We start from the raw sequence: 22,832 nt of genomic DNA, 5'->3' as shown, positions 1-22,832 counted from the left end.
ATCCCGAACCCGGCAATTGGATGCTGTACCGACGGACCTATGACGGCCAAGGCTACAGCCCCCTCGACCAGATCAACACCTCGAATGTCAAGGACCTGACGCCGGTATGGACCTTCTCCACCGGCGTCATCGAAGGCCACGAAGCTCCGCCGATCGTCAATAACGGCGTGATGTTCATCACGACCCCGATGGGACAGGTGATAGCCCTCGACGCCAAGACCGGCGATGAGTACTGGCGGTACAAGCGGCAGCTTCCTGACGACCTCTTTCAATTGCATCCGACCAACCGCGGCGTCGGGTTGTGGCAGGACAAGCTCTATCTTGCCACGACCGACGATCATCTCGTCGCACTTGATGCCAGGACCGGCAAGGTTCTCTGGGACACCAAGGTCCAGGATTACAAGAAAGGTCAGTATTTGACCCTGATGCCGCTGGTGGTCGACGGCAAGGTCATCGTCGGCGGTTCCGGCGGCGAGTTCGGCGTTCGCGGCTACATCGTCGCGTTCGATGCCAATGACGGGAAAGAGCTGTGGCGGACCTTCACCATTCCCGGCCCAGGTGAGCCGGGCCACGAGACCTGGACCGGCGACGACTGGAAAACGGGCGGTGGTTCAGCCTGGATGACCGGCAATTACGACATCGAAACCAAGACCGTCTACTGGGGTGTTGGCAACGCAGCACCATGGCCAGGCGACACTCACCCTGGCGACAATCTGTACACCAGCTCCGTGCTCGCCCTCGATCCCAGCACCGGCAAGATCAAGACGCACTTCCAGTATCATCAAAACGATTCCTGGGATTGGGATGAGGTGGATGCGCCGATCCTGGTCAACCTGGAAAGGGGAGGACGCCCGTTCAAGGGCCTCATTCATCCCGGACGGAACGCGATCATGTGGATTCTGGAGGCGAAGCCGGACCGCATCAACTACGTCGCCGGGTGGCCCTACGTTTATACGGATGTCTGGAAGGGCATCGACCAGGAGACCGGCAAGCCCGTCGTCGATCCCGCGCACAAACCGGTCATGGGCAAGCGGGTCGAATTCTGTCCGTCCCTGTGGGGCGGCAAGGATTGGCTGTCCGCGGCCTGGAACCCGAAAACCAAGCTGGTCTACGTGCCCGCCAACGAGAACTTCTGTGGTGGTTTTACCGGCGAGAAGGTGGCGCTGGTGCCGGGCCAACTCTGGCTCGGTACCAAGCCCGAAGATATCGGCCTGACGGTGCGCCCGGGCGCCACTCATTTCGGCGAGCTGCAGGCGTGGGATCCTTCGACCGGCAAGAAGGTGTGGTCGCACAATTTCCCGAAATCGCATCTGTTCGGTTCGGTGACCGCCACTGCGGGTGACCTCATCCTGGTCGGCGGTACCAATGATCGGATGTTCCGGATCTTTGATGCCAAGACGGGCAAAGTCCTTTGGGAGCAAAAGACCAACTCCGGCATCATGGGCATGCCGGTCGCCTACGAGGTGGATGGTACCCAGTATATCTCCGTGCAGTCGGGCTGGGGCGTGGATGCCCAGCGCATTCAGGACGCGCTCGCGACCAGCAAAACTGCTGGTATCGAGAACAACGTCCCCCAAGGCGGCGTGGTCTGGGTGTTCGCCCTCAAATAGCGGCGCGGCGAAGCCTCGAGGCGAGAATCGGCGGGCTGAAAGGTCCGCCGCTTCTGTTTACGCGCGAAGCGCAAGCCGGTTCACGTGCAGAAGGGCGCAAGGGCGAGGACTATTTGCCCTTGGTCTCGACCTTCGCTTTTTCGTCCTCGTTCATCTTCTTCACCGTCGGATCGCGGCTGGCTTCGCCGGTGATCTGGGTAGTCGTGGCCGGCGGAGGATTGCTGGGCATGGAGCTTTGCTCGGCAGGATTGTTTGCCGGCCGTGTGGCGGTGGCAGGCGGCGGGTTCGTCTGCGCGCTCGCCGCCTGTGCGTTCAAAAGAAGGGCGCCCGACAATAGCGACACCGCGAGCGCCGTTGGGTTGGGTTTCATTGATCCGTCTCCTGTTCAGATCAATGAAACGGTCTGTACGATCTAGCGTTCCGCCTTACGCCTCCAATTGCTTGCCGATCGGCCGAATACGCTTGCCGGTCGCGGCGAAGATCGCGTTGATCAGCGCCGGCGCAAAGGGCGCTACGCCCGGCTCGCCAACGCCGCTGGGCGTCGAACCCCGCTTGGCGACTATGGGGCGCCGGGCTGCCTGCTCATTGAAGCGCCAATACGTCGGTACTAGTGCCGGCGGGAAAGCTCCGATACATTTAGAGGTTGCACGCGGCGCTGCCCTTCAAGGCAATTTCTATTTCCAATTGGTGGCTGGTGAATAAGGCTGTGAAAAGAGCAAAGCCGAAAAAGGTCTCGCCCAGAACCGCGAACGCCGTCGACAAGTACATCGGCGCGCGAATGCGCGAGCAAAGGCTCGCGCTCAGCATGAGCCAAGAGCTGCTAAGCGAACAATTGGGCGTCTCGTTCCAGCAAATTCAGAAGTACGAAAGCGGGAAAAACCGCGTCAGCGCGGCGCGCCTCTTCGACGTCTGCAAAGTCCTGAATGTCTCGCTGGCGTCGATGTTCGAGCGCGATCCGACGGCGTGAGATCCGCCCCTAGCAAGTGATGCCGTACGCGCCTAATCCCTCCTTAAGCTGCGGCATCGCTCCACTCGGGCTTGCACGATGTGCAGCGAAGGGATACCGCGGATTCCGATCAGGCGGGCCACGGATCTTGCTTGAAAACTCGCTGGACAACGCTGGTGCCGATGCCAAGCTTCCTACCGATCTTGAGGATGCCGTCACCATTCGCCCTCAACTCCAGTATTCGCGCCTCGACCGAGGGCTTGACCCGCCGGCGGCCCAACTTCGTGCCATTCGCCTTTGCGCGGGCGAGACCTGCGTTGACCCGTTCCCGAATGATTCCACGCTCGAACTCTGCGAATACGCCAAGCATTTGAAACATCGCCTTGCCCGCGGTCGTCGAAGTATCGAGTCCTTGCTGGTGAAGGAACAGCCCTACGCCCTTGTCATGAAGGCCCTGGAGAATGCTGAGCAGGTCGGTAAGCGATCGGCCGAGCCGATCCACTGACCAAGATGCGACCATGTCGAACTCTTTCGCGTTCACCGCTTTCATCATGGCGTCAAGTCCAGGACGTTGATCCCTGCCCTTTGCGCCGCTGACGCCAGCATCCTCGTAGACCTTTACGACCTTCCAACCGGATCGATTCGCGACCGCTTCCAACTCTCGGCGCTGATTGTCGGTGTCCTGCTTCGAGGTGCTGACCCGAATGTAGATTGCGACGCGCTTCATAGAGATCTCCCGGCCCGGCAACTACACCATAACGCACGATCATACCGAAATCAAATGATTTACGTATGGCTCAGGGGAAGGAAAATAGCTCAGCGAGCGCGTGCATCCGCACGCGAGTTTTAAAATGGGTTTTCGGTATACCCGGAAGATGAGGCATGCGGGCGTGTATTGGGACTAACAGAACGACGGCAGTCGGCGGCGCTGGCCAGTGGTCACGAGAAATCCTGCCTCAAAGCGGCGGTGATCTGTTCCAGCGCCCAGTCGACCTGATCGCTAGAGATAACTAGCGGCGGGGCGATGCGAATCGTGTGCCCATGTGTGTCCTTGGCGAGGATGCCTCGGGCCTGCAGGGCCTGACAGTAGCGACGTGCACCGCCTGCTTCCGGGTGAAGTTCGACGGCCAGCATCAGCCCGCGTCCGCGCACTTCCCGGATCGTGTTGCTGCGGATGCTGCTCAGGCCATCGAGAAAGCGGGTGCCCTGGGCGGCTGCGTTCTCGATCATCCCTTCCTCGACCAGCACGCGCAGCGCGGCCCGAGCCACCGCACAGGCCAGCGGATTGCCGCCGAAGGTCGAACCGTGCTGGCCAGGTTTCAGGGTGCCGAGCACCGCGTTGTTCGAAAGCACGGCCGACACTGGGTAAAAGCCGCCGGACAACGCCTTGCCGAGCAGCGTGACATCCGCCTCGATGCCCTCGTGCTGTTCCGCGAGCAGCTTGCCGGTGCGGCCGAGCCCGGTCTGGATCTCGTCCAGAATCAGCATCACGTCGTGCGCAGTGCAGAGTTCGCGCACTACTGTAAAGTAACCTGACGGTGGGATGAGGACGCCCGCTTCTCCCTGGATCGGTTCGACCAAAAAGGCGACCGTGTTGGGCGTGATTGCCTTTTTCAGCGCCGTGGCATCGCCGAAGGCGATGATCTTGAAGCCCGCCGCGAACGGTCCGAAATGGTCACGTGCCGCCGGGTCGGTGCTGAAGCCGATGATGCCAAGGGTGCGGCCGTGAAAATTATCGGCGCAGACGATGATCTCGGCCTGCCCGTCCGGAACCCCCTTCACCTCATAGCCCCATTTGCGCACCGACTTGATCGCACTCTCCACCGCTTCGGCGCCGCTGTTCATCGGCAGCACTTTGTGGGAGCCGGTCAGCGCCGCGATTTCTTCGTAGAAGAGGGCCAGCTGGTCGTTGTGAAAGGCGCGCGACGTCAGCGTCAGCCGGCCCGCCTGCTCCACCATCGCGGCCAAGATCTTCGGATGGCAGTGGCCCTGATTCACCGCGGAATAGGCGGAGAGGCAATCGAGGTAGCGATGGCCCTGCGTATCCCAAACAAAGACGCCCTCGCCGCGCGACAGAACGACGCCGAGCGGTTCGTAGTTCCGGGCGCCAAAGCGCGCTTCCCTCGCGATGAAATCAGTGACCGATGGATCCATGTTTCGTCACTCCAGTTGGAGCGAACTGGCAGACAATGGGCTATCGCCATTTTCCAGCCTGCGAATGCCCGATGATCATCATCAAGTTGCCACAGGCATTTTGCTTGCGGACGCATTGGGTGACGCTAAACGGCACTACCTATCGCGCTGGACAGAAACAACCTGGCGGACCCTCCTTCCGCCAACTATCGAGATAATATATTGAAAATACATCGATTGGCATCTTCAGGTGCCACCGACCTGACCGGGCCCGGCTTTTTGGGCTCGCCCTCCGGCGGTCAGTGATGGCGTACCAACTGGCTGGCGCTTCGGCCTCGCCCCTCACCAGCCAGTCGGCAAATTTGGGACATGTGATTTTGGCTGAAAGAGTCTTTTGTGTCCAAGAAAGACCCCTCTCCCCGTAGCCGCCCCCGCCGAATCAGCTAAAGGAAGCGGCACGCACCTGGACAGAGCGTTGCTCTCCGAAGGCAAAGGTCACACGTTCGAATCGTGTCGGGTGCGCCAATTAAATCAAGGAAGGGCACAACCGCTTACTGTTTCTATGGCGTTTTCGAACTTAGCTCGGGTAAGCACCGGGTAAGCACCAAAAAGGGGCATCTTCGAGATGATTGTGCGGAAAGCACTAATTGCTGCGGTTGTTGTGCTGGGAGGCTACGACCTCGCAGTTGCCTGGGACGGCACCAACACAACGACCGGCTCAAGCGTCGAGATCGAACGCGGACAGCTTGTCCGATCCGGGCGAACGATCGAGGTTTACGATAGCATCGAAGGCTACAAGGAATACGACGTTGACAGTATTCGTCGCTCAGGTAGCACCGTTGAGATAGAAGCAACAGACTCTGCTTCCGGCGAAAGTACAACGCTTGAGATGGACGACAATTAGACCTCGCCGATACTTCCTCCTTTAGAAGCATAAGGCTCGGCTTATCCGTAGTCTGCTATGATGAGCGCAGACGTCCGGGCAACGTTCACAGCGCGTCACCAGCTGCTCATCTTCGATTGATGGCACTTCCTGCACCGACCCCGTAGCCACGTGCGCGCGTATTCGTTGACGACGGTTTGTTTTGGAGAAATTCATGGGATCGGGTTGGATTGCCGAGCTTATCAAGGATAGCCTCGGTGCTTGGAACGCGAACCCAATTCCTTTTTTGACGATTGCGGTCTTGTTTGGCGGCATTGGGTATGTCCTCAGTCGGCTCCGACACCAAGGCCGCATCGACACACTGTCCGAGCGCGTACGTCACCGCGATGATCAAATAAAAATGAAGGATGAGGCGATTGCCGCGGCTTCGAAGCCCACGATTGCTGCGCCATCACCAATCGCTGCGCTTCCCGAACCCGCCGTTTCGCTCACACTGCCCGAGCCCTCTTCTCCCGCGCCGACAAAGACCGCGCCGCCCGATGAGCGTTTTAGAGTGGCAAATGAGAAGATCGCGCGCGATACCGAAGCGGCAATTCGTGCGGCTCTTCGGTCTAACCGGTATCGCTTCGTCTACAATCCGCTGACTAACAAGTCGAAGCCCGTAAAATTCAACGACGATGGTGAGGTTGGAGAGGGCAGAAACGGGAATGAGTATAGATGGCGAATTTCAAATTTGCGGTTGGAAATTATCAACGATAAGGACCAGGTGTATAGCCGCTTCTTTCTTTTGCCGGATAAGGCCACCCTTCACCACACAAACGATCCCGATCTTCCTTCGTTGAGGGGGCAATATTTCGTGCCGATGAGTACCTAACCCCTACGCTTTTTAATCTCAGCTCCCCGCGCATCGAACCGGGAACTTGCTATGGCAAAGCGCCGTCATTGGAAACAGTCGGGGACATTCACGGTCTCGCCGGGTCGAAATGTCCAGGGCGATCTGACCGTCGATGGGTCAAAGACTTCTCTGTACGTTCGCGACTCAACATCCCCTGAGAAATCATCCTATGCGGCGCATTTCGCGTGGAGCAATATCCCAGAACAATGCATCAAGGGAGTTCTGCACGATTTAACGAAAGTCTCGTTGTTCGGCTGTCTTGCGCTGAAAAGCGGATCCGCCGGCCGTGATGCAGAGCGTTACCTGTTTGCCACGATTTTTCCCCACTATGTCATCCATGGCCAACAACATGTTTCCCCGGCAGACAAGACCATCGTTCAGATCGCGCTTGTCGTAGATGACGCGAGTACATTGTTCTATGACTTCGACGCTTTCGGAACGATGATTGATGCGCGTCCCTTAATCGATCAAATCACGCAAACCCAATCCGAGGCAATAGACGCCCTTTCCCCAAGCAGACCCAAGCGCGTCATCGAAACGGGCCCCCACCCGGTAATCCAGTATTTTACCGGCAAGACCGAGATATTTTCAGCCCAGACAGCTATCGGCAAGATATCAGCCTCTCACAGTCCGACTTATAACATCGGCGGTTCTGGCGTCCGCCTTAAAGACAAGATAGTCGTGACAATAGATTACCGCGAGGGGGTCGCCTTCAAGACCGCCATTGATCATACCTCTGTAGTTCTACGATTTCTGGAAATAGTGGCGGGTCGCAAGCAAACCCTTGTCGAATCATGGGTGCGAGTAGAAGACGATCAACAATCGACGCATTTGCAAGTCCATTGGAGCTTCCCACCCAAGCGCAAATCAGCTCACGAAAAGAGAGAGCCGCATCCTGGCGATTTGCTTATAGACGCCGTGAATCAAACGCAATCATTCGTTTCACTGCTAACGAACTGGATTAGCCGAGACGACGCCTGGCGGGAGGCCCGGCAAAGGTTTTCAACTTCATTCGCACACCAATCTTCCTATCCGCAAGACAGATTGATTGGAGCGGCCAACATGTTTGACATCCTTCCCGCTGAAGCTGTGCCGCCGGATGTGGCGATGACGACAGACCTGCGCGACGCAAAAGTGAAATGCCAAGAAATTTTTTCTAAGTTGTCAAACAGCCCCGAGCGCGACAGCATTTTAGGGGCACTTGGACGCATTGGCAAAAGCAGCCTAAAGCAGAAAATCCGACACAGAGCGGGGCTTCTTACTGATGCTGTGGGCAACCGCTTCCCGGAGCTGTTCACCGTAACCGACGAGGCCGTGAATTGCCGAAATTTCTATGTTCATGGAAGCAGTCCGCGCTTTGATTACAGCAAAAATTTCGGATTAGTTTCTTTTTTCACTGACACACTTGAATTTGTATTCGCGGCCTCAGATTTCATTGAATCTGGATGGGATATCCACGCTTGGATTAAGGCGCCCACGGGAATGTCTCACCCATTTGGCGGTTATCGAGTTAGCTACGCTGCTAATCTTAAAGAACTAAAAGCCATCCGCACCAAACTATGAAGTCTGTGGCGACCTCTAGTCTAATTGGATTGTAGTCGCTTTCCACGCTTCTTCATCCGCCCCCCTGCCCCGCCACCGTAGCGATGAACTCGACGCCAGCCTTCTCCGGGGCCTTAGCAATGGCGGCGACCGTGTCCTCAGCGACTTTGATTGGCCCGCCGGCCTCTGCCCGTTTCAACGTCGGAATAGACACTCCCCCCGCCTCTGCCACTTCGGCCTGAGAGAGTCCGACAGTCCCGTCAGTACCCGCGCTGCTCTCAAAGTAGCGGTATAAACCGTGAAGGTGGATGTCGGGGCGCGGTCATCCCGCACCCTCCGATCACTCCATATGCGCCCAGATGGTTCATGTGCGCCCTTCTTTGAAAGGCGCCCATGGTGTTTCAAGTTCAGGACGTACCGCGCCGGGCCCATATGCTCCGGAATGGCGACACCCCTCCGGTCGGTCTGCTGGTTTTCCCGTTTCCCTACCTTCCTTGTCACATTGAACCGTCTCTGTAGGCAGCGGCCAGATCTAGTCCAACATAGATTGAGGAGCTAACCGGTCCGCACGCCATACCTGATGTCATCAGGCAAAACACAAGGGGGACGTCTCCCAGTGATTCGACATGCTCCTCAAGGATTTCGAAATCATCGAGCTCTTCCGCATCCTCTCCGAGCTCCTTTCGTTTACTATCAACCTTTGCCTGCAGCTCCGGTTTAATGTAATCAAATTCTCCGACCTCTGGAATGTAGTGGAAAAGCACGGTGGGGACCTCCTGCCATTTGGGTTCCCCGTATCCTTCGGCCATTTCGCCAGTGGCTGGGTCGTAACCCGAAGCGATCACCTTACCCGTGATTGGGCAACGCAGCACGGGAATGGGAGCATCAAATTCCCAGTCAATGAGCACAAGGGCCTTGGTGAAAGCACTTTCCTTCGACATTCCTAGAATCTCGCTGTTGGTTTTGGTTTTTGGATTAGGGCTTAGAACGACCGGCATTGTCTTGTCGGTCTTTGCCGCGTGCATCGATACCCGGCGATAGCGCGGCGTGCAATGCTGGAATGGGCACCGCCGACAACATGCCATTGGCTTTTCTGTGGGGAGAGATTGGACTTTTACTCTCGCCGCCTTCCAGCCCGCCAGCGGGATGAAATCCCGACACCATTGGGCATATAAACAAAATCTTCTGCGTGAAGGCAGCCGATTAAACAGCCTCGCAAGGTTAGAATTATAGCACCAATTAGGATTCGCAACTGTGACTCTATAGCTAGTAATATTCGCGAATATAGCCGTACGCTCGTTCGAAAAGCTCCGCGTCTTGGTGCAGCTTAAACTTGAAAAGTGTCTGCCGCAGCGCCTTTTTAACCTCCCGCTCGCCTGCGTGAGTTGCTTGCCAGCCGTCGAACCTTACGGCCCGCACGATCTCATCGATGTCGTCAACGACACGATGGACCATGATTGGGGTGTCACCGTTCTTTGCCTCCTCGAATAGCTCAGTAAGCGCGGCTTTCCCGCGATCGATGTCTTCCTCGACGGGTGTTTCACGCTCGGTCTTGACGACATCCCTGGCAAGCGCGAGGAGTTCCTTCAGAAAATCGATACTGAGCAGCAGCCCCTGCTGGTGGCGATTTTTCAAGTCCTCCAGACGCTCACTCAAAGCCTTGAACTTCGGGTTGCCAGTGTGTTTGCGCAGGCGTCCCGCGAGCTTGATTGATATCTCCTTGGCCTTCTTGTCGGGATCAGGATTCCCCAGAACCGCTTCCAGAAGCTCTGCGTCCAGAACCAACGTGTCGAGATCATCACGTACGGCGTCGACGTGTACATTCTCATGGATCAGCTCGATGGTCTTAGGCCCAAGTTGGTGCCAAAGCAGCCGCCCGGTTCCTGTAGACGGTTTGAGAGACTCGTAGACCTGCGACAGCCAGCGATAGTCCCTCTCATATTGGGTCAGCACCGGATCGGGCGACAACGCTTCCCAGATGCGACCCAGAATGCTGAACTCGGCGGCGAACGCATCACGCATCTCGTTGTTGGGAAGACACTCCTGCGCCGCGATAAGCCCTTCGTAACCCAGAACCGCTCGGTCAACGCCAGCAAAATAGGCGAGGCATTTCTGCAAGGCGTTTGGCAGCATTGCCATCAGCTCGGCAATATTGGAGACCGCCTTCCGCACCCCCTCTTCGTCGAATTTAAGCGCCTGCGCGACGTCATCAAAGATTCCGAGATAGTCGACAATCAGGCCGTGGGTTTTCTGTTCGCCATAGGGCCGATTTGTACGACAAATAGCCTGCAGAAGCGTATGATCACGCAGAGGTTTGTCGAGATACATTGTCTGCAGGATCGGCGCATCGAAGCCGGTTAGTAGCTTGGATGTTACGATGATGATCTTAAGCGGGTCCTTCGCGTCGCGGAAGCGGTCAAGAAGTTTCTCTTCGGCATCCCGGTCGCGACGATAGTCGGCGTACTCTTCCTCGCCGCTATTCACCGATATTACGATGTCGGATACCTCCGGTGGCAGATGCCGGTCAAGCTCTTGCTTGTAAAGCAGGCAGCTTTCACGGTCGAAAGTCACAACCTGCGCGCCGAACCCGTTCGGAACGACCTTTGCCTGATAGTGTTTGGCGATATCGGCACAGATTGCATGAATGCGTGCCGGCGCCTTTACGAGGATCGCCATCTTGGCGGCGGCGAGGCCGAGCCTGTCGCGGTCCTCGTCTGTGAGTCCCGCGGTCAGTTCGGCATAGGCCTCTTCGATTGCCTGCTGATCGATGTGCAGGTCCACCAATCGGGGCTCGAAATGCAGTTCCTTCGTAGCCCCATCCCGGATTGATTCATTCAACCCATAGCGGCTCATGTAACCGCCTTGGTCCTCCTCGGCGCCGAAGGCGTAGAAGGTGTTCTTATCGGCGCGGTTGATTGGAGTGCCTGTTAGGCCGAACAGAAATGCATTCGGCAGTGCAGCCCGCATTTTCCGTCCAAGATCGCCCTCCTGCGTGCGGTGAGCTTCATCCACCATGACGATGATGTTATCGCGGTCATTCAGACTGCCGTCGGCCTCGGCAAATTTGTGGATCGTCGTGATGACAACCTTGCGCGCATCCTTACTTAGAAGATCAGCCAGCTCCTTGCGACTCTCGGTGCGCACCATATTGGGCGTGTCGGCGGCATAGAAGGTACCAGAAACCTGACTGTCGAGGTCGATCCGGTCCACAACCACTAGCACCGTGGGATTGCGCAACGCGGGGTGCAGGCGGAGCTTGCGGGCCGCGAACAACATCAACAGCGATTTACCCGACCCCTGAAAATGCCAGATCAGACCCTTGCGGGGTTGGCCTGCCACCACCCGCTCCACGATTTTGTTCACACCATCGACCTGCTGATAGCGGGCGATTATTTTTATCCGTTGCTTACCTTTATGCGTCGCGAACGCAGTGAAGTTGTCGAGCATGTCGAGCACCGAAGCCGGGCGCAACATCGAGCGAACAGCCTTTTCCACCTCACTTAGTGACTGCGGGCCATCCTCATCCGTCCGCCAAGGTCCCCACAGATCGACCGGCATCCGGACTGAGCCGTAGCGGTACTCCTTGCCCTCCGTCGCTACAGAAAATACGTTCGGAACGAACAGCTCAGGTACATTCCGCTCGTAGTCGTCATGCACCTGCAATGCGGCGTCGAGCCAGCTTTGGCTAGCCCGTACCGGGGTCTTCGCCTCAATCACAACAAGCGGAATACCATTGATCAGCAGGACCAGGTCGGCGCGTTTTTCTGTTTTGCCGGCGCGGATGGTGAACTGCTGCGTGACGACAAAGGAATTATTTTCGATCCTATCGAAATCGACGAGGCAGATGGTGACATGTTCGCCGTTCTGGCCAAAAGGCATCGAACGCTCGCCCAGCAGCCACGCTGCGAATTCCTCGTTCGCTTTCACGAGGCCGTCGGAGCGGGCGCTCATGATAATGGCTCGCAGGCGGTAGAGCACGTCCTCGACGCGGGACGGGCTCGCGGCCACGGCAGGGTTCAAGCGGATCAGGGCATCGCTTAGTTGGGATCCGACCAGTACCTCTTGCGGCTGGCGGGGCAGATCGGCGGGGCCGATGAAATGCCAGCCGAGGCCGGATACGCGCCCGCCGAGCCGGGCGTAGCCGGGGGATAGTTGCGTTGCGCGCGCAGAGGCCGGGCCACAGAGCAGGTCGCGGAGATGGGCTTCGACAGTGTTGGATTCGTTGAAGGTCATTTTCCGCTATCGTCCCCATTCGCTAAACGCCTTTGAAGCGCCCGCATAGCGATTAACCGACGTTCCGCATCTTGGAGCGTCTCGGAAAACTTCTGCATGTCTTTGAGAATGGATTTCTGTTCAGCAAATGAGACAAGGGGCACATCAACTTTCCGCAAATTTGCACCGTTGATCTTTAACATGCTTGAGCTTGTTCCCGCGGCAAAGCTCTGTATCTGCCTTCTGCATTGCGGTGAGCGCAGGCAGAGTTCCAAGAAGTCAGTGCTCACATCTTCCGGATCGACGCTGATGCGCATCATGGTGTCGGGGTATGAGACGTCGCCGCGCTTTTCGGGAAACACCATCGGGAGACCAACCAGATCGCGCGTGTTTGATCGCGAGATAACGAGATCGCCTTTGTTGATTACGGCGGCAATTGTGTCTGTAGTGCAATGGACGGGTTTGAACTGACCGGCCCGGTAGCCCCAACGGGAGATCGCACTGAGAGCGAGCACCCAATGACCAGTTGGCTCGGATGCAGCTGTAGGAGAAAAGCCATTACTCGGTGATGCGGTCAGCAAACTACCAAGCTTCCTAACTTGGGCCCCTTTTAGCCGCAGCAATTCCTCGAAAGCCGAAAGTTGCGCGATTCTAATCGCTTCGACGAGTTCTAACAGGCGCTCGACATTGTTCTGTGCTGCAAGGAGTACTTCCACCGACCGCACCTGCTCCTGAATCGGCGGCAGCAGGAATTCTTCAGCCGCGAGAGTCTTCCAGTTGATAGTCGGTGACAGTGACCCCACTGAAATGCTCAGGGCTCTTTCCATAAACAGATCGCTCTGCATGAAAAACGGCAGGAAGTCTGGCAAAACGACATCGGGCTTTGTGCGCAGCACCATAGCGTGCGCCGAACAAATCCCTTCGAAATCCGCCACGGCCACCTTGCGCTGGTAGACACGGCGCTTACCGAAAATGATGTCACCTGGCTGGAACCGCAGCTTCGTAGATTCAACGTCCGTAGGTTCGCCCCAGCGGCGGATACGCAGCGAGTCCGGATCAAGATGTTCGAGGCCAACATAGAACTCCACCCCGGCTTCAGCCGGGTCATCGACGCGCTCATTCACCTGCGTCGCCATCTGGTCAAAGCGAACGCGGGTCCAACCCGCCTTGCTGCCGATTGGACGTTCAAGCATCGGCCACCTCGCTGGTCGTCAGCCCATCGAGCATGTCGACCAGCGCATCCATCCCGGTCCAAAACTCCCGCCCATCGGCATCGAATGCCGCCCACGTCGCCGCCAACGTCGCGCCATCCCCGCCCGTCGCGGCGGCCTTGGGCCGTTTGACATAGCGGGCGATCGATAGGTTGCCGTCGGCCGCCAGCACATCCGAGACGGTCGCCACCGCAGCAAAGCCGGGCTGTTCCTGAAACGCCTGATAGGCACCGAGAATGCGCGCCTGATGGTCGCGCCGGAGGAAACTCTGCGCCCGTTCGCGCGCGATCTCAGCCACGGCATCAATAAAAAGGATCTGCCCCTGCCGCGTCGATTTCTTACGCGATCGGCAAATCACGACACATGCCTCCATCGGCGAGTTGTAGAAGAGCCCGGGGCCAAGCCCCAGCACGCACTCCACTACATCAGCCTCGACTAGCTTGCGCCGCATCTCGGCCTCTTCATTGCGGAACAGTACCCCATGCGGGAACAGCACGGCGCAGCGCCCTGTCTTCGGGTCCATGCTTTTCAGGATGTGCTGGAAGAAGGCGTAGTCCGCGCGCCCTTGCGGCGGGGTGCCAAGGAAGTTGCGGCCCCAGACATCCTTCTCCCACGGCCCTCGGTTCCATTTCTTGATCGAATAGGGCGGGTTGGCGAGTACCACGTCAAAGGTGCGCAGTAGGTCGCCCTGCGCGAAGGCGGGGTCGGCCAGCGTGTTGCCACTCGCGATGTGGAAATCCGACACGCCGTGAATGACGAGATTCATACGGGCGATCGCTGCAGTGATCGTGATCAGCTCCTGCCCATACAGGCCGGTGGTGCGTATGTCGCCCCCGCGCCGTTTTACCTCGGCGAGACACGAGATCAGCATTCCCCCGGTGCCACAGGTCGGGTCATAGATCGACTCACCCGGCTTCGGCTCCAGCATCTGCGCCATCAAGTGAACGAGCGTGCGGTTGGTGTAGAACTCCTGCGCGGTATGGCCACTATCATCGGCAAACTTCTTGATGAGGTATTCATAGCCATTGCCCAACTCATCCTCGGGGACAGCCGAGAGCGTGAGATCGTGTTTTGAGAAGTGCTCGATCAGGTTCTTGAGCGTACCGTCAGGCATCTGCGCCTTGTCGGTCCAGTTGGCATTGCCGAACACACCCTGCAGACGTTCAAAGTTGGCAGCCTCGATCGCAAGGAATGCCGACAGTAGCACCCGCCCGACGTCGCGCGGCGCTTCGCGTACGTCATCCCAATGCGCGCCTTGGGGTATGTTGAAGCGGTCGTTCGCGGTATCAGTGGCGTAGCCCGCGTCACCGGTTTCGTCGAGCGCCTCCCGGTAATCCTCGTCCCAGACATCCGAAAGACGTTTGAAGAACAGAAGCGGAAAGATGTACTGCTTGTAATCGCTGGCATCGATCAGCCCGCGAAGCAGTGTGGCCGCACCCCAGAGATAGCTTTCAAGCTCGCGTTGCGTGATCATTGTAACCATCCCCCTTCGAACAGAACCTTGCGTAGGTGATCTTCGGCTGCGCGGGCATCGGCCAGCGCCGATTTGAAGGCATCGACAGCCTCTGGCAGCGGCGGGATATCCGCCCCGATAGGCGGCAGGACATAACGTGAGATGTTCAGCGTCCAGCCTTCTTTCTTGATCTCGTCCCGCGTTGCGACTTTGGTGCGGTCCTCGACATTCTCGAATGCGCGGTACCAGGCGACGATCTGGTCGCTGTCCTCGGCATCAAGGAAGTTCTGAGCGCGGCCTTTTCGGAACAAGCTGGAGGCGTCGATGATAAGCACCTTATTTTTTCGCTCTGCCGGTTTCTTCCGGCGCAATACGACCACGCAGCCAGCCAGCTGCGTGCCATAGAACAGGTTCGGCGCAAGTCCGATCACTGCTTCGACCAAGTCGTTCTGCAGCAGGGCCTCGCGAATGCTGCCTTCTGCTGATTTTCGAAACAGCGCGCCCTGCGGGAGAACGACTGCCATGCGGCTATTGCCGGTTGGCGCCATCGACGCGATCATGTGCTGGACAAACGCATAATCGCCATAGCTTTCCGGCGGGATACCATAGCGTGCTCGTGCCCAAGGGTCGGCTTCCCAAAGCTCGCGGCCCCATTCCTTCAGGGAGAACGGTGGATTGGCGATCACGCAGTCAAAACTCGCTAGTCCTCCCGTGCTGGCATCCGTGAACGCCGGATTTCTAAGCGTGTCTTCACGGGCAATCTGAAAATCTTCAATGCCGTGAAGCACCAGGTTCATGCGCGCGATGGCGGAGGTGGTCAGGTTCTTCTCTTGGCCATATATCTTGCCATAGAAGGTTCGGGGATCGCCACCTTTGCGGACGACGTGTTCGATGGCGCCCAGCAACATACCACCCGTACCGCAAGCGGGGTCGTAGATGCTCTCCCCTCCTTGGGGATCGAGGATCTCCACCATCATCCGCACCACGCTGCGCGGGGTGTAAAATTCGCCGGCCTTATTGCGGCGCGTGACATCGGCAAATTTGCCAACCAGATATTCGTAAGCGTCACCGAGCACGTCCGTGCTGACTGATTTGTTCCCAAGCCGGATTTCGGAGAAACCCTCGATCAGATCCTTGAGCAGCTCATCGGTGAACTTTTCCTTGTTCCCCCAGTCGGCGGTACCGAACACGCGATAAAGCGTATCGGGGTTGGCGCGCTCAATCTCCTGCATTGCGCGCAGCAACGCTGCCCCAACATTGGCTGGAACCGCGCGAACATCGTCCCAGTGGCAACCCTCCGGGATAACGAAGCGATGGATTTCGGGAAAGTGCGAGGGATCAGCCTCACCATAGATTTCCTGGGCTTCGGTCATTTCCTCATCCCAAACGTCCGAAATGCGTTTGAAGAAGAGCAGCGGCAGGATGTACCCTTTCCAATCCGTACGATCGACGGCGGAGCCTCGCAGCGTATTTGCCGCATCCCAAAGCGCTGATTTGATGTCCTGGTCTGGCACCGGCATTTGAGGGGTAGTGCCTTTCGGAAGCTCGTGCTTACTCATTTTCACGTCTATCCATTTCTCGATCTCGCCTTTGTCAAAGCGTCACGAGCCTCCCACCTTGAAACCGGGGATCTCCCCTTGGCCACGAGCTTGTAGGCCGCCTTCTCATCGATCTTGAGCAGGGCGGCCACTTCCGGCACCGCGGCGGTTTCGTTGTGATCGGATCGCTTGTTTGTGCTTTTGTCCTGTACGCGCCTGAAGCCGCGCTGCGTGAGCGGACACGGCCTGTGCCTCCTGCGCTAGCCGATGGGTGTAGGATTGTTACCCGACCAGTGAAAGTATGAGACCTCAGTCTCAGACGAGCCGGCTGATCGTACTGTGGCTAACATTGTACGACCGCGCAATATCTGTAAGCACCTCTCCCGCTTCACGGCGAGCGATTGCCTCACGGCGCTGATGACTGGTCAATTTAGGCTTTCGGCCAAGAATAACCCCCCTTGCCTTCGCACGTTCGCGCCCCTCGCCGGTCCGCGTTCGGATAAGTTCTCTCTCGAACTCAGCCAGACCACCCAATACGGTCAGCATAAGACGGCCGTGCGCTGTCGTTGTGTCAGCCCAAGTATCCTTGAGGGATTTGAATCCGGCACCCTTTTCGGCAATCGTACCTAGCAGGTTGAGGAGATCGCGGGTAGACCTCGCCAGACGATCGAGCCGAGTCACAACCAATACGTCGCCCTTCGCGAGAATTGTCATCAGCCTACCTAGTTGTTTGCGGTCGGAGCGAGCGCCGCTGATTTTCTCCTGAAATATCTTCGCGCATTTTGCCGCTTTTAGCTCGGCCAATTGGGCGGACAAGGATTGGCCGTCGGTGCTCACGCGCGCGTAACCGTAAACCGCCATATGGCTCCTCCATTTCGCACATATAATATGCACAGCATAAAGCCGCATTTTATATAGGTCAACGGATTTGTGCATAAATCATGATTTTTGCACGGACCGATCAATGTCCGTTGTCGAGGTGCGAACAGACTCTGCGCGGACATCGCTTAACCGACGCGATTGACCCCAACCGGACATCCAACCAGATGGCCGCTTGGCCCTTTCAACAGCATCAGCGTCATCGGCGCAGAGCACCGGCTTAGTAAACGGCTAAGTCACTCTTGATAGGCGGCAGATCATCTGCACCCTGTCGCCGAGCTTCCTTCCAAATAAAGCGGGTGAAAGCCGCAGTTTCAGGCCACTGCAGGTGAACCGGATCCATGAAAGCTGAGTCCGGCACGTGCCAACCAGCCATGCCATCGACCAAAATGGCCTTGGTGGGGGCAAGAGCAGATTCTACCGCGGATTTGAAACGTGCTTGTGTAGCCCCGGATTGGTCATAACGCTCGGCCCACCCCTGCATGACAGGAAATGTCACGGCAATGAACTGAATGCCTTTCGAATCGAGCAAGGCGGCGAGGCGCGTCAATTCAGGATAGCAGCTGGGTTCAGGCGCGAACGGATGTCCGGTGTTCGGCACCGCCGTGGTCAGCGGGCCAGATCCAAACTCGTCATATCGCAGCTCAGGCCGGCGTTCGTCGGCGTAGATCGCATGGAAAAAGACGTCTTTGAGACTAAAGTTGCGGAAGCGAAGCCACGCCTCGTTCACTTTTCCATCAATAAATCGATCGACCAGATCGGGATCGAAAAACGCTGTCGGATTCCTCGAACAGCCTTGGAAATCCCGGGGGGCCAGGACCATCATTATCGTCTCGAGCTTTGACGCGCGCTGGACGAGAAATTCAGTCAGATACCGAGTCTGGTTGACGGTGAGGAAACAAGGGGCCGCGTTGGCGACGCCTCGCTGCTGCGCTTCGCGAGGAATGACGCCGAAATCGAGGTTCCGCAAGGTCGCCGATGATCCTACTGCGATAAGACCTGCATTTTTCCAGTTGGGGTTTTCTCTCAGCCAAGCGAAACGACGGTCGATGCACCACGTGCCGGATACCGGGGGCGGCGGCAGACGATCCATTGCACGTAAGATGCCAAGCCCAGCATAGAACAAAGCGACCGACAAGATTGCCCCCGCGATGAATGCCCCAAGATAGACGCGTGCACGACGATGTGGACGGAGTTCTTTGCCGACCCGATCCAGAGCAACTGCGTAGGCGCGAGAAACCGTTCGCTCATCGTCAGAACTGGAAGTAGAGGAACGAGTGCACGGCGGACATCTGCGTCAAAGTGAAGACGAAAAGGCAACCCAACGCAGCGCCATGCAGCGGATACGCCGTCAATCGAGCATTCCAGGAATGTCCCTCCTCGACCGGCCGCTGCGGATCGTAGCCCAACCATTGTTGTGAGTTGGGAGCAAACAGAGCGATCGCCATCATGGCCGCGATCGATGCCAGCATTAGCAGCCCCGTCAGTTGCCGCTCGGCATTGATGCTGAGATTGAATCCGTTCAGTCCGATCATCGTACCCATCATCTTGCCTGCGCTTCCCAGAGAGTCCGCGCGAAACATCACCCATCCGAATATGACGAAGATCATGGTGAGAGCGCGAGCGAGCATCGGTCCCCATCGACTTTTGCCGCTGCGTTTGGATCCGCCGACGAGGCGTATCCACAAATGGCAAATCGCCAACCCGAGGCCATGGAACGCGCCCCAGCAGACGAACGTCCAGCCGGCGCCGTGCCACAGTCCGCCCAGGAGCATGGTGACACCCAGGTTTACGTATCGGCGCGCTTCCCCGCGCTGATTGCCTCCGAGGGAAAAATACAGATAGTCGCGAAGAAAGGCGGAGAGACTCATGTGCCAGCGCCGCCAGAAATCGATGATGTTTGTCGCCTGGTATGGAGAGTTGAAGTTCAACGGAAGGCGGATTCCGAATAGAAGTCCCAGTCCAATCGCCATGTCGGAGTAGCCGGAAAAGTCGAAATAAAGCTGTAACGTGTAGGCCAGTGCTCCTATCCAGGCGTCGGCAAAGCTCGGCGATGCTCCGTTCGCCACTCCGTTGAAGACCAGATCAGCCTGTGGCGCGATGCCGTCCGCCAGAAGCACTTTCTTTGCAAGTCCGAATACGAACAGGCCCGTCCCGAGCGCGAAGGTTGCTGGCGTGATTCTCAATGCCACCGGGCTCATGAATTGCCGCATCAGGATTCGATGATTGACGATCGGCCCCGCAATCAAATGCGGGAAGAACACCACCATCAGCAGGTAATCCTTAAAGCGGTATCCGTACGTCTCACCCCGCGAAGAATCGACCAGATAGGCGATCTCCTGAAATGTGAAGAATGAAATGGCCAGTGGGAGCACGAGATCGGGAACGGGAACATTGGTCCCAAAAACCGCGTTGAGATTGGCAGCGAAAAAGCCAGCATACTTGAAGTAGCCAATTAGGCCGAGATTGAATGCGATCCCGATGGCGAGCAGAAGTCCTGTCGGTTTCTTGGCGCGGGCTCGCTCCGCCAGGTACGTGCCACAAGAGAAGTTGAAACCAATGCTGCTGAACAGCACGAGCAGATTCCATGGATCCCATACGGCGTAGAAGGTCAGCGATGCGCAGATCAGCCAAAACAGGGTGACAGTCTTGCTAGCGAAAAGACGCAGTCCGAAATACCCGGCGAGTGCGAATGGCAGGAAGACAAATATGAACTGGTAAGAGCTGAACAGCACAGTGGATTGCTCCCTCACGGAAGGGTACACATCACGCCGAGGGCCAAACTTGAGGATTCTCAAAAACCAAAGGCGTTGCTTTGGAGGCGGCGCGCACTGCATAGAACAAGCCGCCCGGGCGATCGCCGGACGGCTCATTCCGCAACTGCCGGCACGGCGCCGGTTCCATCGCACATTGCTTATTTCGGCGTCGCCCTGGGCAGAGCGGCGGTCCCTTATCGCGCGGTACACATGGCCGGGGTTGATGCGGCGTCGGCAAAATCCGCACGACAACGATACGCTAAAACTTAAAATGCGACTGGCAATTGCAATTTCGAATTAACCCTTAAGGCTATGGCGCTATCGGAGCCTTTCAGCATCGGCCCCTGAGCAGGGCGAAGTTCATCGAAACGTCGGATTATTGATAGTTCGTCAACCTCGTGTTTTCCAAGCATCGTTTTCGAGCAGGCGGTGGGGCGGTTTTCATCAACGCGGTCGGCGGACAGAACAGCACCTGGACGGCGGCGCTGTTCGGCGGCGGCTTGAGCCCGCTCGAGCGACGGCCGCTGCTCGCCGGCGGATTGCTCGGACTGCTGATCTACAAGCCGCAGCTCGGGCTGCTGATCCCGGTTGCGTTGGCGGGGCGGCATTGGCGCGCCTCCGAGGGTGTCGCGGTCTCCTTAGGTGAACGCGACGTCGCTTATTGGCAGATTTTGTTGCAAAAGTCTTTTTGCACCACCGATCAAAAATTTTCCGGGCTGTAGGCGCGGCGATCGAATATTGATGTGGGGGACTACTGCATCCTGCGACGAACTCACAGGCGACTTCGGCGGCACGTTTGAGGCTACATCGATCGGCGATCGCAGCTTGTTTCGTCCTTTCGCGGAAAATTAGTCGCTCGGCATTTTGGGACTTTTGCAACAAAATCGGCACCTTTGAGACATGCCGACCGGCACTGAAAACGTCTGCTTTTCGGGGTAGACCGGAAGTGATCGGCGCACGGTCAAACCGTTGCGATTGACCCGTAGCTGAAGTCTCACCCAAATACCACCACGTTTGACGTAATCATTAGTTTGCGCTAATCATTAGTTATGGCTAATTATATTTATGAGAATCCGTTGTCGTGAAAGGTCCCGTAAGCATGACCGGCACCGGGCGTCGACCGGCCATGGCTAAAGACAGCGTACAACTGGCCGCTCTGGGCGATTCGACCCGCAGACGAATATTCGAACTGCTGGGCGCGCGGCCTCGCACTGTCGTTGAACTCACCCGAGAACTGACTGTCTCCCAGTCAGCCGTCTCCCAGCATCTGAAGGTGCTGCGCGAATCTCGTTTGGTTCGTGCCGAGCCAAAGGGGGCCAGCAACATTTATCACATCGATCCAGCGGGGCTCGGCCAGATGCGTGCCTGGCTTGACCGGTTCTGGAGCAGCACACTGGCAGCTTACAAAGTGGCCGTCGAAAAATCAGTGGAGGACCAGAAATGAGCATACGTGTATCGGCCGCGCCCATCAAACAATCTATCGTGGTTGAGGCGCCTATCGAGCGTGCGTTCAAGGTCTTTACGGAAGACTTCGGCAGCTTCAAGCCACCCGAGCACAATCTGCTCTCCGTCCCCATCGCAGAGACCGTGTTCGAGCCTCGGGTCGGCGGTCACGTCTATGATCGGGGTGTCGACGGCAGCGAATGCCGCTGGGCGCGTGTGTTGGCTTTTGAGCCGCCGAATCGCGTGCTTCTAAGCTGGGACATCAGCCCGCGCTGGCAAATCGAAACCGATCCCGACAAGACCAGTGAATGGGAGGTGCGGTTCATCGCCGAGACGCCAAGCCGGACTCGGTTGGAGCTTGAGCACCGTCACCTCGAACGTCATGGCCAAGGTTGGGAAGGCGTGCGCGAAGGCGTTGAAGGCGATCAGGGTTGGCCGCTCTATCTGAAACGGTTCGCCGAGCGGATTGCCCGCGAGGCATGATACTCGCGTAACCCATGCGACGTGATCGTAATTGCGGAGGTCCGTATGGCAGCCTACTCGCTTAGCATTGTCGGGGTGCTTGTCCTTTGCTTCCTGTCAATTTTGCTGGCGGTCTATTCAGGATCGTCCAAAGGCAGGGCCGGGGCACTCTCCGGACCTGTCCTGCCGTTGGATGACGACAACCTGCTGTACCGGATCGATCGCGTCCACATGAACGCGGTGGAGGCGCTGCCACCTTTTGTCGTCCCGGCAATACTGGCTATGATGGTGGGGGTGAGACCCGTCACGCTTGCAACGCTCGTATGGCTCTATGTCGCAATTCGTCTGATCCACGTTGCGGTCTATTTGCGCGGCGGCAAAGCGGCCAAAGGCGGCAGCATCAGAACCATTCTCTATGTTTCAGGTGCGCTCGTAACGATCATTCTCATTGCCGTAACCGCCGTGGCAGCCATCCACTAGGGTATCAACACTGGGCCGCCTGACGACGCGGCGACAGTTTTCAGCTTTTGGCCCGAAGCGAGTAATCTGTGCAATTCGCAAATAGTGACGGCGAGTTCAACCGATCGCTGCAACACATTCTGCGAACTTCTCAGCCGGCGTCTGATAGAGCAAGGTCTTTCTCGGCCTTTCATTGAGCTGCCTTGCGATGGCACTGAGCTTGGCCTGGCTGTGCAAGGACAGATCGGTGCCGCGCGGAAGATACTGGCGCAGCAATCTGTTGGTGTTTTCGTTTGAGCCGCGCTGCCAGGGAGACCGAGGGTCACAAAAATAGACATCAACCTCGGTGGCCAATGTCAGGCGCTGATGGTCGGCAAGCTCTTTGCCTCTGTCCCAGGTCAGCGACCGGT

The 22,832-nt window shown here is 57.5% G+C and carries 22 protein-coding genes; 9 read left to right on the top strand and 13 right to left on the bottom strand.

Annotated elements, in window-relative coordinates:
* A partial coding sequence (locus N554_RS0127145; protein WP_029586381.1) for a methanol/ethanol family PQQ-dependent dehydrogenase occupies positions 1 to 1,610 on the top strand: 1,610 nt, incomplete at its 5' end.
* A 109-nt stretch (positions 1,611 to 1,719) separates the two neighbouring features.
* Here N554_RS0127145 and N554_RS0127140 read toward each other — a convergent pair.
* Positions 1,720 to 1,980: a hypothetical protein gene (locus N554_RS0127140; RefSeq protein ID WP_029586380.1), complete on the bottom strand. Its 261-nt coding sequence runs from the start codon at positions 1,978 to 1,980 to the stop codon at positions 1,720 to 1,722.
* 273 nt (positions 1,981 to 2,253) lie between these two features.
* On the opposite strand from N554_RS0127140, the gene N554_RS0127135 reads away from it, so the two are divergent.
* Complete coding sequence (locus N554_RS0127135; protein ID WP_051677742.1) at positions 2,254 to 2,577, top strand: helix-turn-helix domain-containing protein; 324 nt, start codon at positions 2,254 to 2,256, stop codon at positions 2,575 to 2,577.
* 109 nt (positions 2,578 to 2,686) lie between these two features.
* Here the strand turns inward: N554_RS0127135 and N554_RS0127130 are convergent, their stop codons facing one another.
* Together N554_RS0127130 and rocD are read right to left on the bottom strand one after the other, a co-directional pair.
* Complete coding sequence (locus N554_RS0127130; protein WP_029586378.1) at positions 2,687 to 3,283, bottom strand: recombinase family protein; 597 nt, start codon at positions 3,281 to 3,283, stop codon at positions 2,687 to 2,689.
* A 212-nt stretch (positions 3,284 to 3,495) separates the two neighbouring features.
* Positions 3,496 to 4,710, bottom strand: a complete 1,215-nt coding sequence (rocD, locus tag N554_RS0127125; protein WP_029586377.1) for an ornithine--oxo-acid transaminase — start codon at positions 4,708 to 4,710, stop codon at positions 3,496 to 3,498.
* 604 nt (positions 4,711 to 5,314) lie between these two features.
* Here rocD and N554_RS0127120 point away from each other — a divergent pair.
* The 3 genes from N554_RS0127120 to N554_RS0127110 all read left to right on the top strand — a co-directional run bounded on the left by N554_RS0127120 (position 5,315) and on the right by N554_RS0127110 (position 8,030).
* Positions 5,315 to 5,593, top strand: coding sequence for a DUF5334 family protein (locus N554_RS0127120; RefSeq protein WP_029586376.1), 279 nt, complete (start codon positions 5,315 to 5,317; stop codon positions 5,591 to 5,593).
* 193 nt (positions 5,594 to 5,786) lie between these two features.
* Complete coding sequence (locus N554_RS0127115) at positions 5,787 to 6,446, top strand: hypothetical protein (protein WP_029586375.1); 660 nt, start codon at positions 5,787 to 5,789, stop codon at positions 6,444 to 6,446.
* Between the two features lie 51 nt (positions 6,447 to 6,497).
* Positions 6,498 to 8,030, top strand: a complete 1,533-nt coding sequence (locus N554_RS0127110) for an ApeA N-terminal domain 1-containing protein (protein ID WP_036054253.1) — start codon at positions 6,498 to 6,500, stop codon at positions 8,028 to 8,030.
* Between the two features lie 52 nt (positions 8,031 to 8,082).
* On the opposite strand, the gene N554_RS42765 is transcribed toward N554_RS0127110, so the two are convergent.
* The 9 genes from N554_RS42765 to N554_RS0127065 form a co-directional block, all read right to left on the bottom strand.
* Positions 8,083 to 8,319, bottom strand: coding sequence for a helix-turn-helix domain-containing protein (locus N554_RS42765; RefSeq protein WP_081851432.1), 237 nt, complete (start codon positions 8,317 to 8,319; stop codon positions 8,083 to 8,085).
* 187 nt (positions 8,320 to 8,506) lie between these two features.
* Positions 8,507 to 9,034 carry a hypothetical protein gene (locus tag N554_RS0127100; protein ID WP_029586373.1) on the bottom strand — a complete coding sequence of 176 codons (528 nt, stop codon included), beginning with the start codon at positions 9,032 to 9,034 and terminating at the stop codon, positions 8,507 to 8,509.
* A gap of 241 nt (positions 9,035 to 9,275) precedes the next feature.
* Complete coding sequence (locus N554_RS0127095; protein WP_029586372.1) at positions 9,276 to 12,242, bottom strand: type I restriction endonuclease subunit R; 2,967 nt, start codon at positions 12,240 to 12,242, stop codon at positions 9,276 to 9,278.
* The gene (locus tag N554_RS0127090) at positions 12,239 to 13,414 is read right to left on the bottom strand and encodes a restriction endonuclease subunit S (protein WP_029586371.1); all 1,176 of its coding nucleotides are present in this window, start codon (positions 13,412 to 13,414) and stop codon (positions 12,239 to 12,241) included. Before N554_RS0127090 ends, N554_RS0127095 begins: the two co-directional genes overlap by 4 nt.
* Positions 13,407 to 14,906, bottom strand: a complete 1,500-nt coding sequence (locus N554_RS0127085) for a type I restriction-modification system subunit M (RefSeq protein ID WP_245283725.1) — start codon at positions 14,904 to 14,906, stop codon at positions 13,407 to 13,409. The genes N554_RS0127090 and N554_RS0127085 overlap by 8 nt, the downstream gene beginning before the upstream one ends.
* Positions 14,903 to 16,444 carry a type I restriction-modification system subunit M gene (locus N554_RS0127080; protein WP_245283724.1) on the bottom strand — a complete coding sequence of 514 codons (1,542 nt, stop codon included), beginning with the start codon at positions 16,442 to 16,444 and terminating at the stop codon, positions 14,903 to 14,905. The genes N554_RS0127085 and N554_RS0127080 overlap by 4 nt, the downstream gene beginning before the upstream one ends.
* 294 nt (positions 16,445 to 16,738) lie before the next feature.
* Positions 16,739 to 17,284 carry a recombinase family protein gene (locus N554_RS0127075; RefSeq protein ID WP_029586368.1) on the bottom strand — a complete coding sequence of 182 codons (546 nt, stop codon included), beginning with the start codon at positions 17,282 to 17,284 and terminating at the stop codon, positions 16,739 to 16,741.
* 238 nt (positions 17,285 to 17,522) lie between these two features.
* Positions 17,523 to 18,440 (bottom strand): hypothetical protein, encoded by a 918-nt coding sequence (locus N554_RS0127070; protein ID WP_156042125.1) that lies wholly within the window; start codon positions 18,438 to 18,440, stop codon positions 17,523 to 17,525.
* Between the two features lie 115 nt (positions 18,441 to 18,555).
* Positions 18,556 to 20,175 (bottom strand): MBOAT family O-acyltransferase, encoded by a 1,620-nt coding sequence (locus tag N554_RS0127065; protein WP_197033763.1) that lies wholly within the window; start codon positions 20,173 to 20,175, stop codon positions 18,556 to 18,558.
* 281 nt (positions 20,176 to 20,456) lie between these two features.
* Between N554_RS0127065 and N554_RS43180 the strand changes: the two genes are divergently transcribed.
* The 4 genes from N554_RS43180 (at position 20,457) to N554_RS0127035 (ending at position 22,443) form a co-directional block, all read left to right on the top strand.
* Positions 20,457 to 20,780 (top strand): glycosyltransferase 87 family protein, encoded by a 324-nt coding sequence (locus N554_RS43180; protein ID WP_029586365.1) that lies wholly within the window; start codon positions 20,457 to 20,459, stop codon positions 20,778 to 20,780.
* Positions 20,781 to 21,184: 404 nt separating this feature from the next.
* Positions 21,185 to 21,502, top strand: coding sequence for an ArsR/SmtB family transcription factor (locus N554_RS0127045; protein WP_029586364.1), 318 nt, complete (start codon positions 21,185 to 21,187; stop codon positions 21,500 to 21,502).
* On the top strand, positions 21,499 to 21,984 hold the full coding sequence (locus tag N554_RS0127040; RefSeq protein ID WP_029586363.1) for an SRPBCC family protein: 486 nt from the start codon (positions 21,499 to 21,501) through the stop codon (positions 21,982 to 21,984). Before N554_RS0127045 ends, N554_RS0127040 begins: the two co-directional genes overlap by 4 nt.
* Before the next feature lie 45 nt (positions 21,985 to 22,029).
* On the top strand, positions 22,030 to 22,443 hold the full coding sequence (locus N554_RS0127035) for an MAPEG family protein (protein ID WP_029586362.1): 414 nt from the start codon (positions 22,030 to 22,032) through the stop codon (positions 22,441 to 22,443).
* A 96-nt stretch (positions 22,444 to 22,539) separates the two neighbouring features.
* Here the strand turns inward: N554_RS0127035 and N554_RS0127030 are convergent.
* On the bottom strand, positions 22,540 to 22,832 hold a 293-nt coding region (locus N554_RS0127030), incomplete at its 5' end, for an IS30 family transposase (RefSeq protein ID WP_036054250.1).

The organism is Bradyrhizobium sp. URHD0069, from assembly GCF_000701345.1.
GTDB lineage: Bacteria > Pseudomonadota > Alphaproteobacteria > Rhizobiales > Xanthobacteraceae > Bradyrhizobium.
The sequence above is the reverse complement of the archived record's forward strand: the minus strand, read 5'-3'. Positions and strand labels throughout refer to the sequence as shown.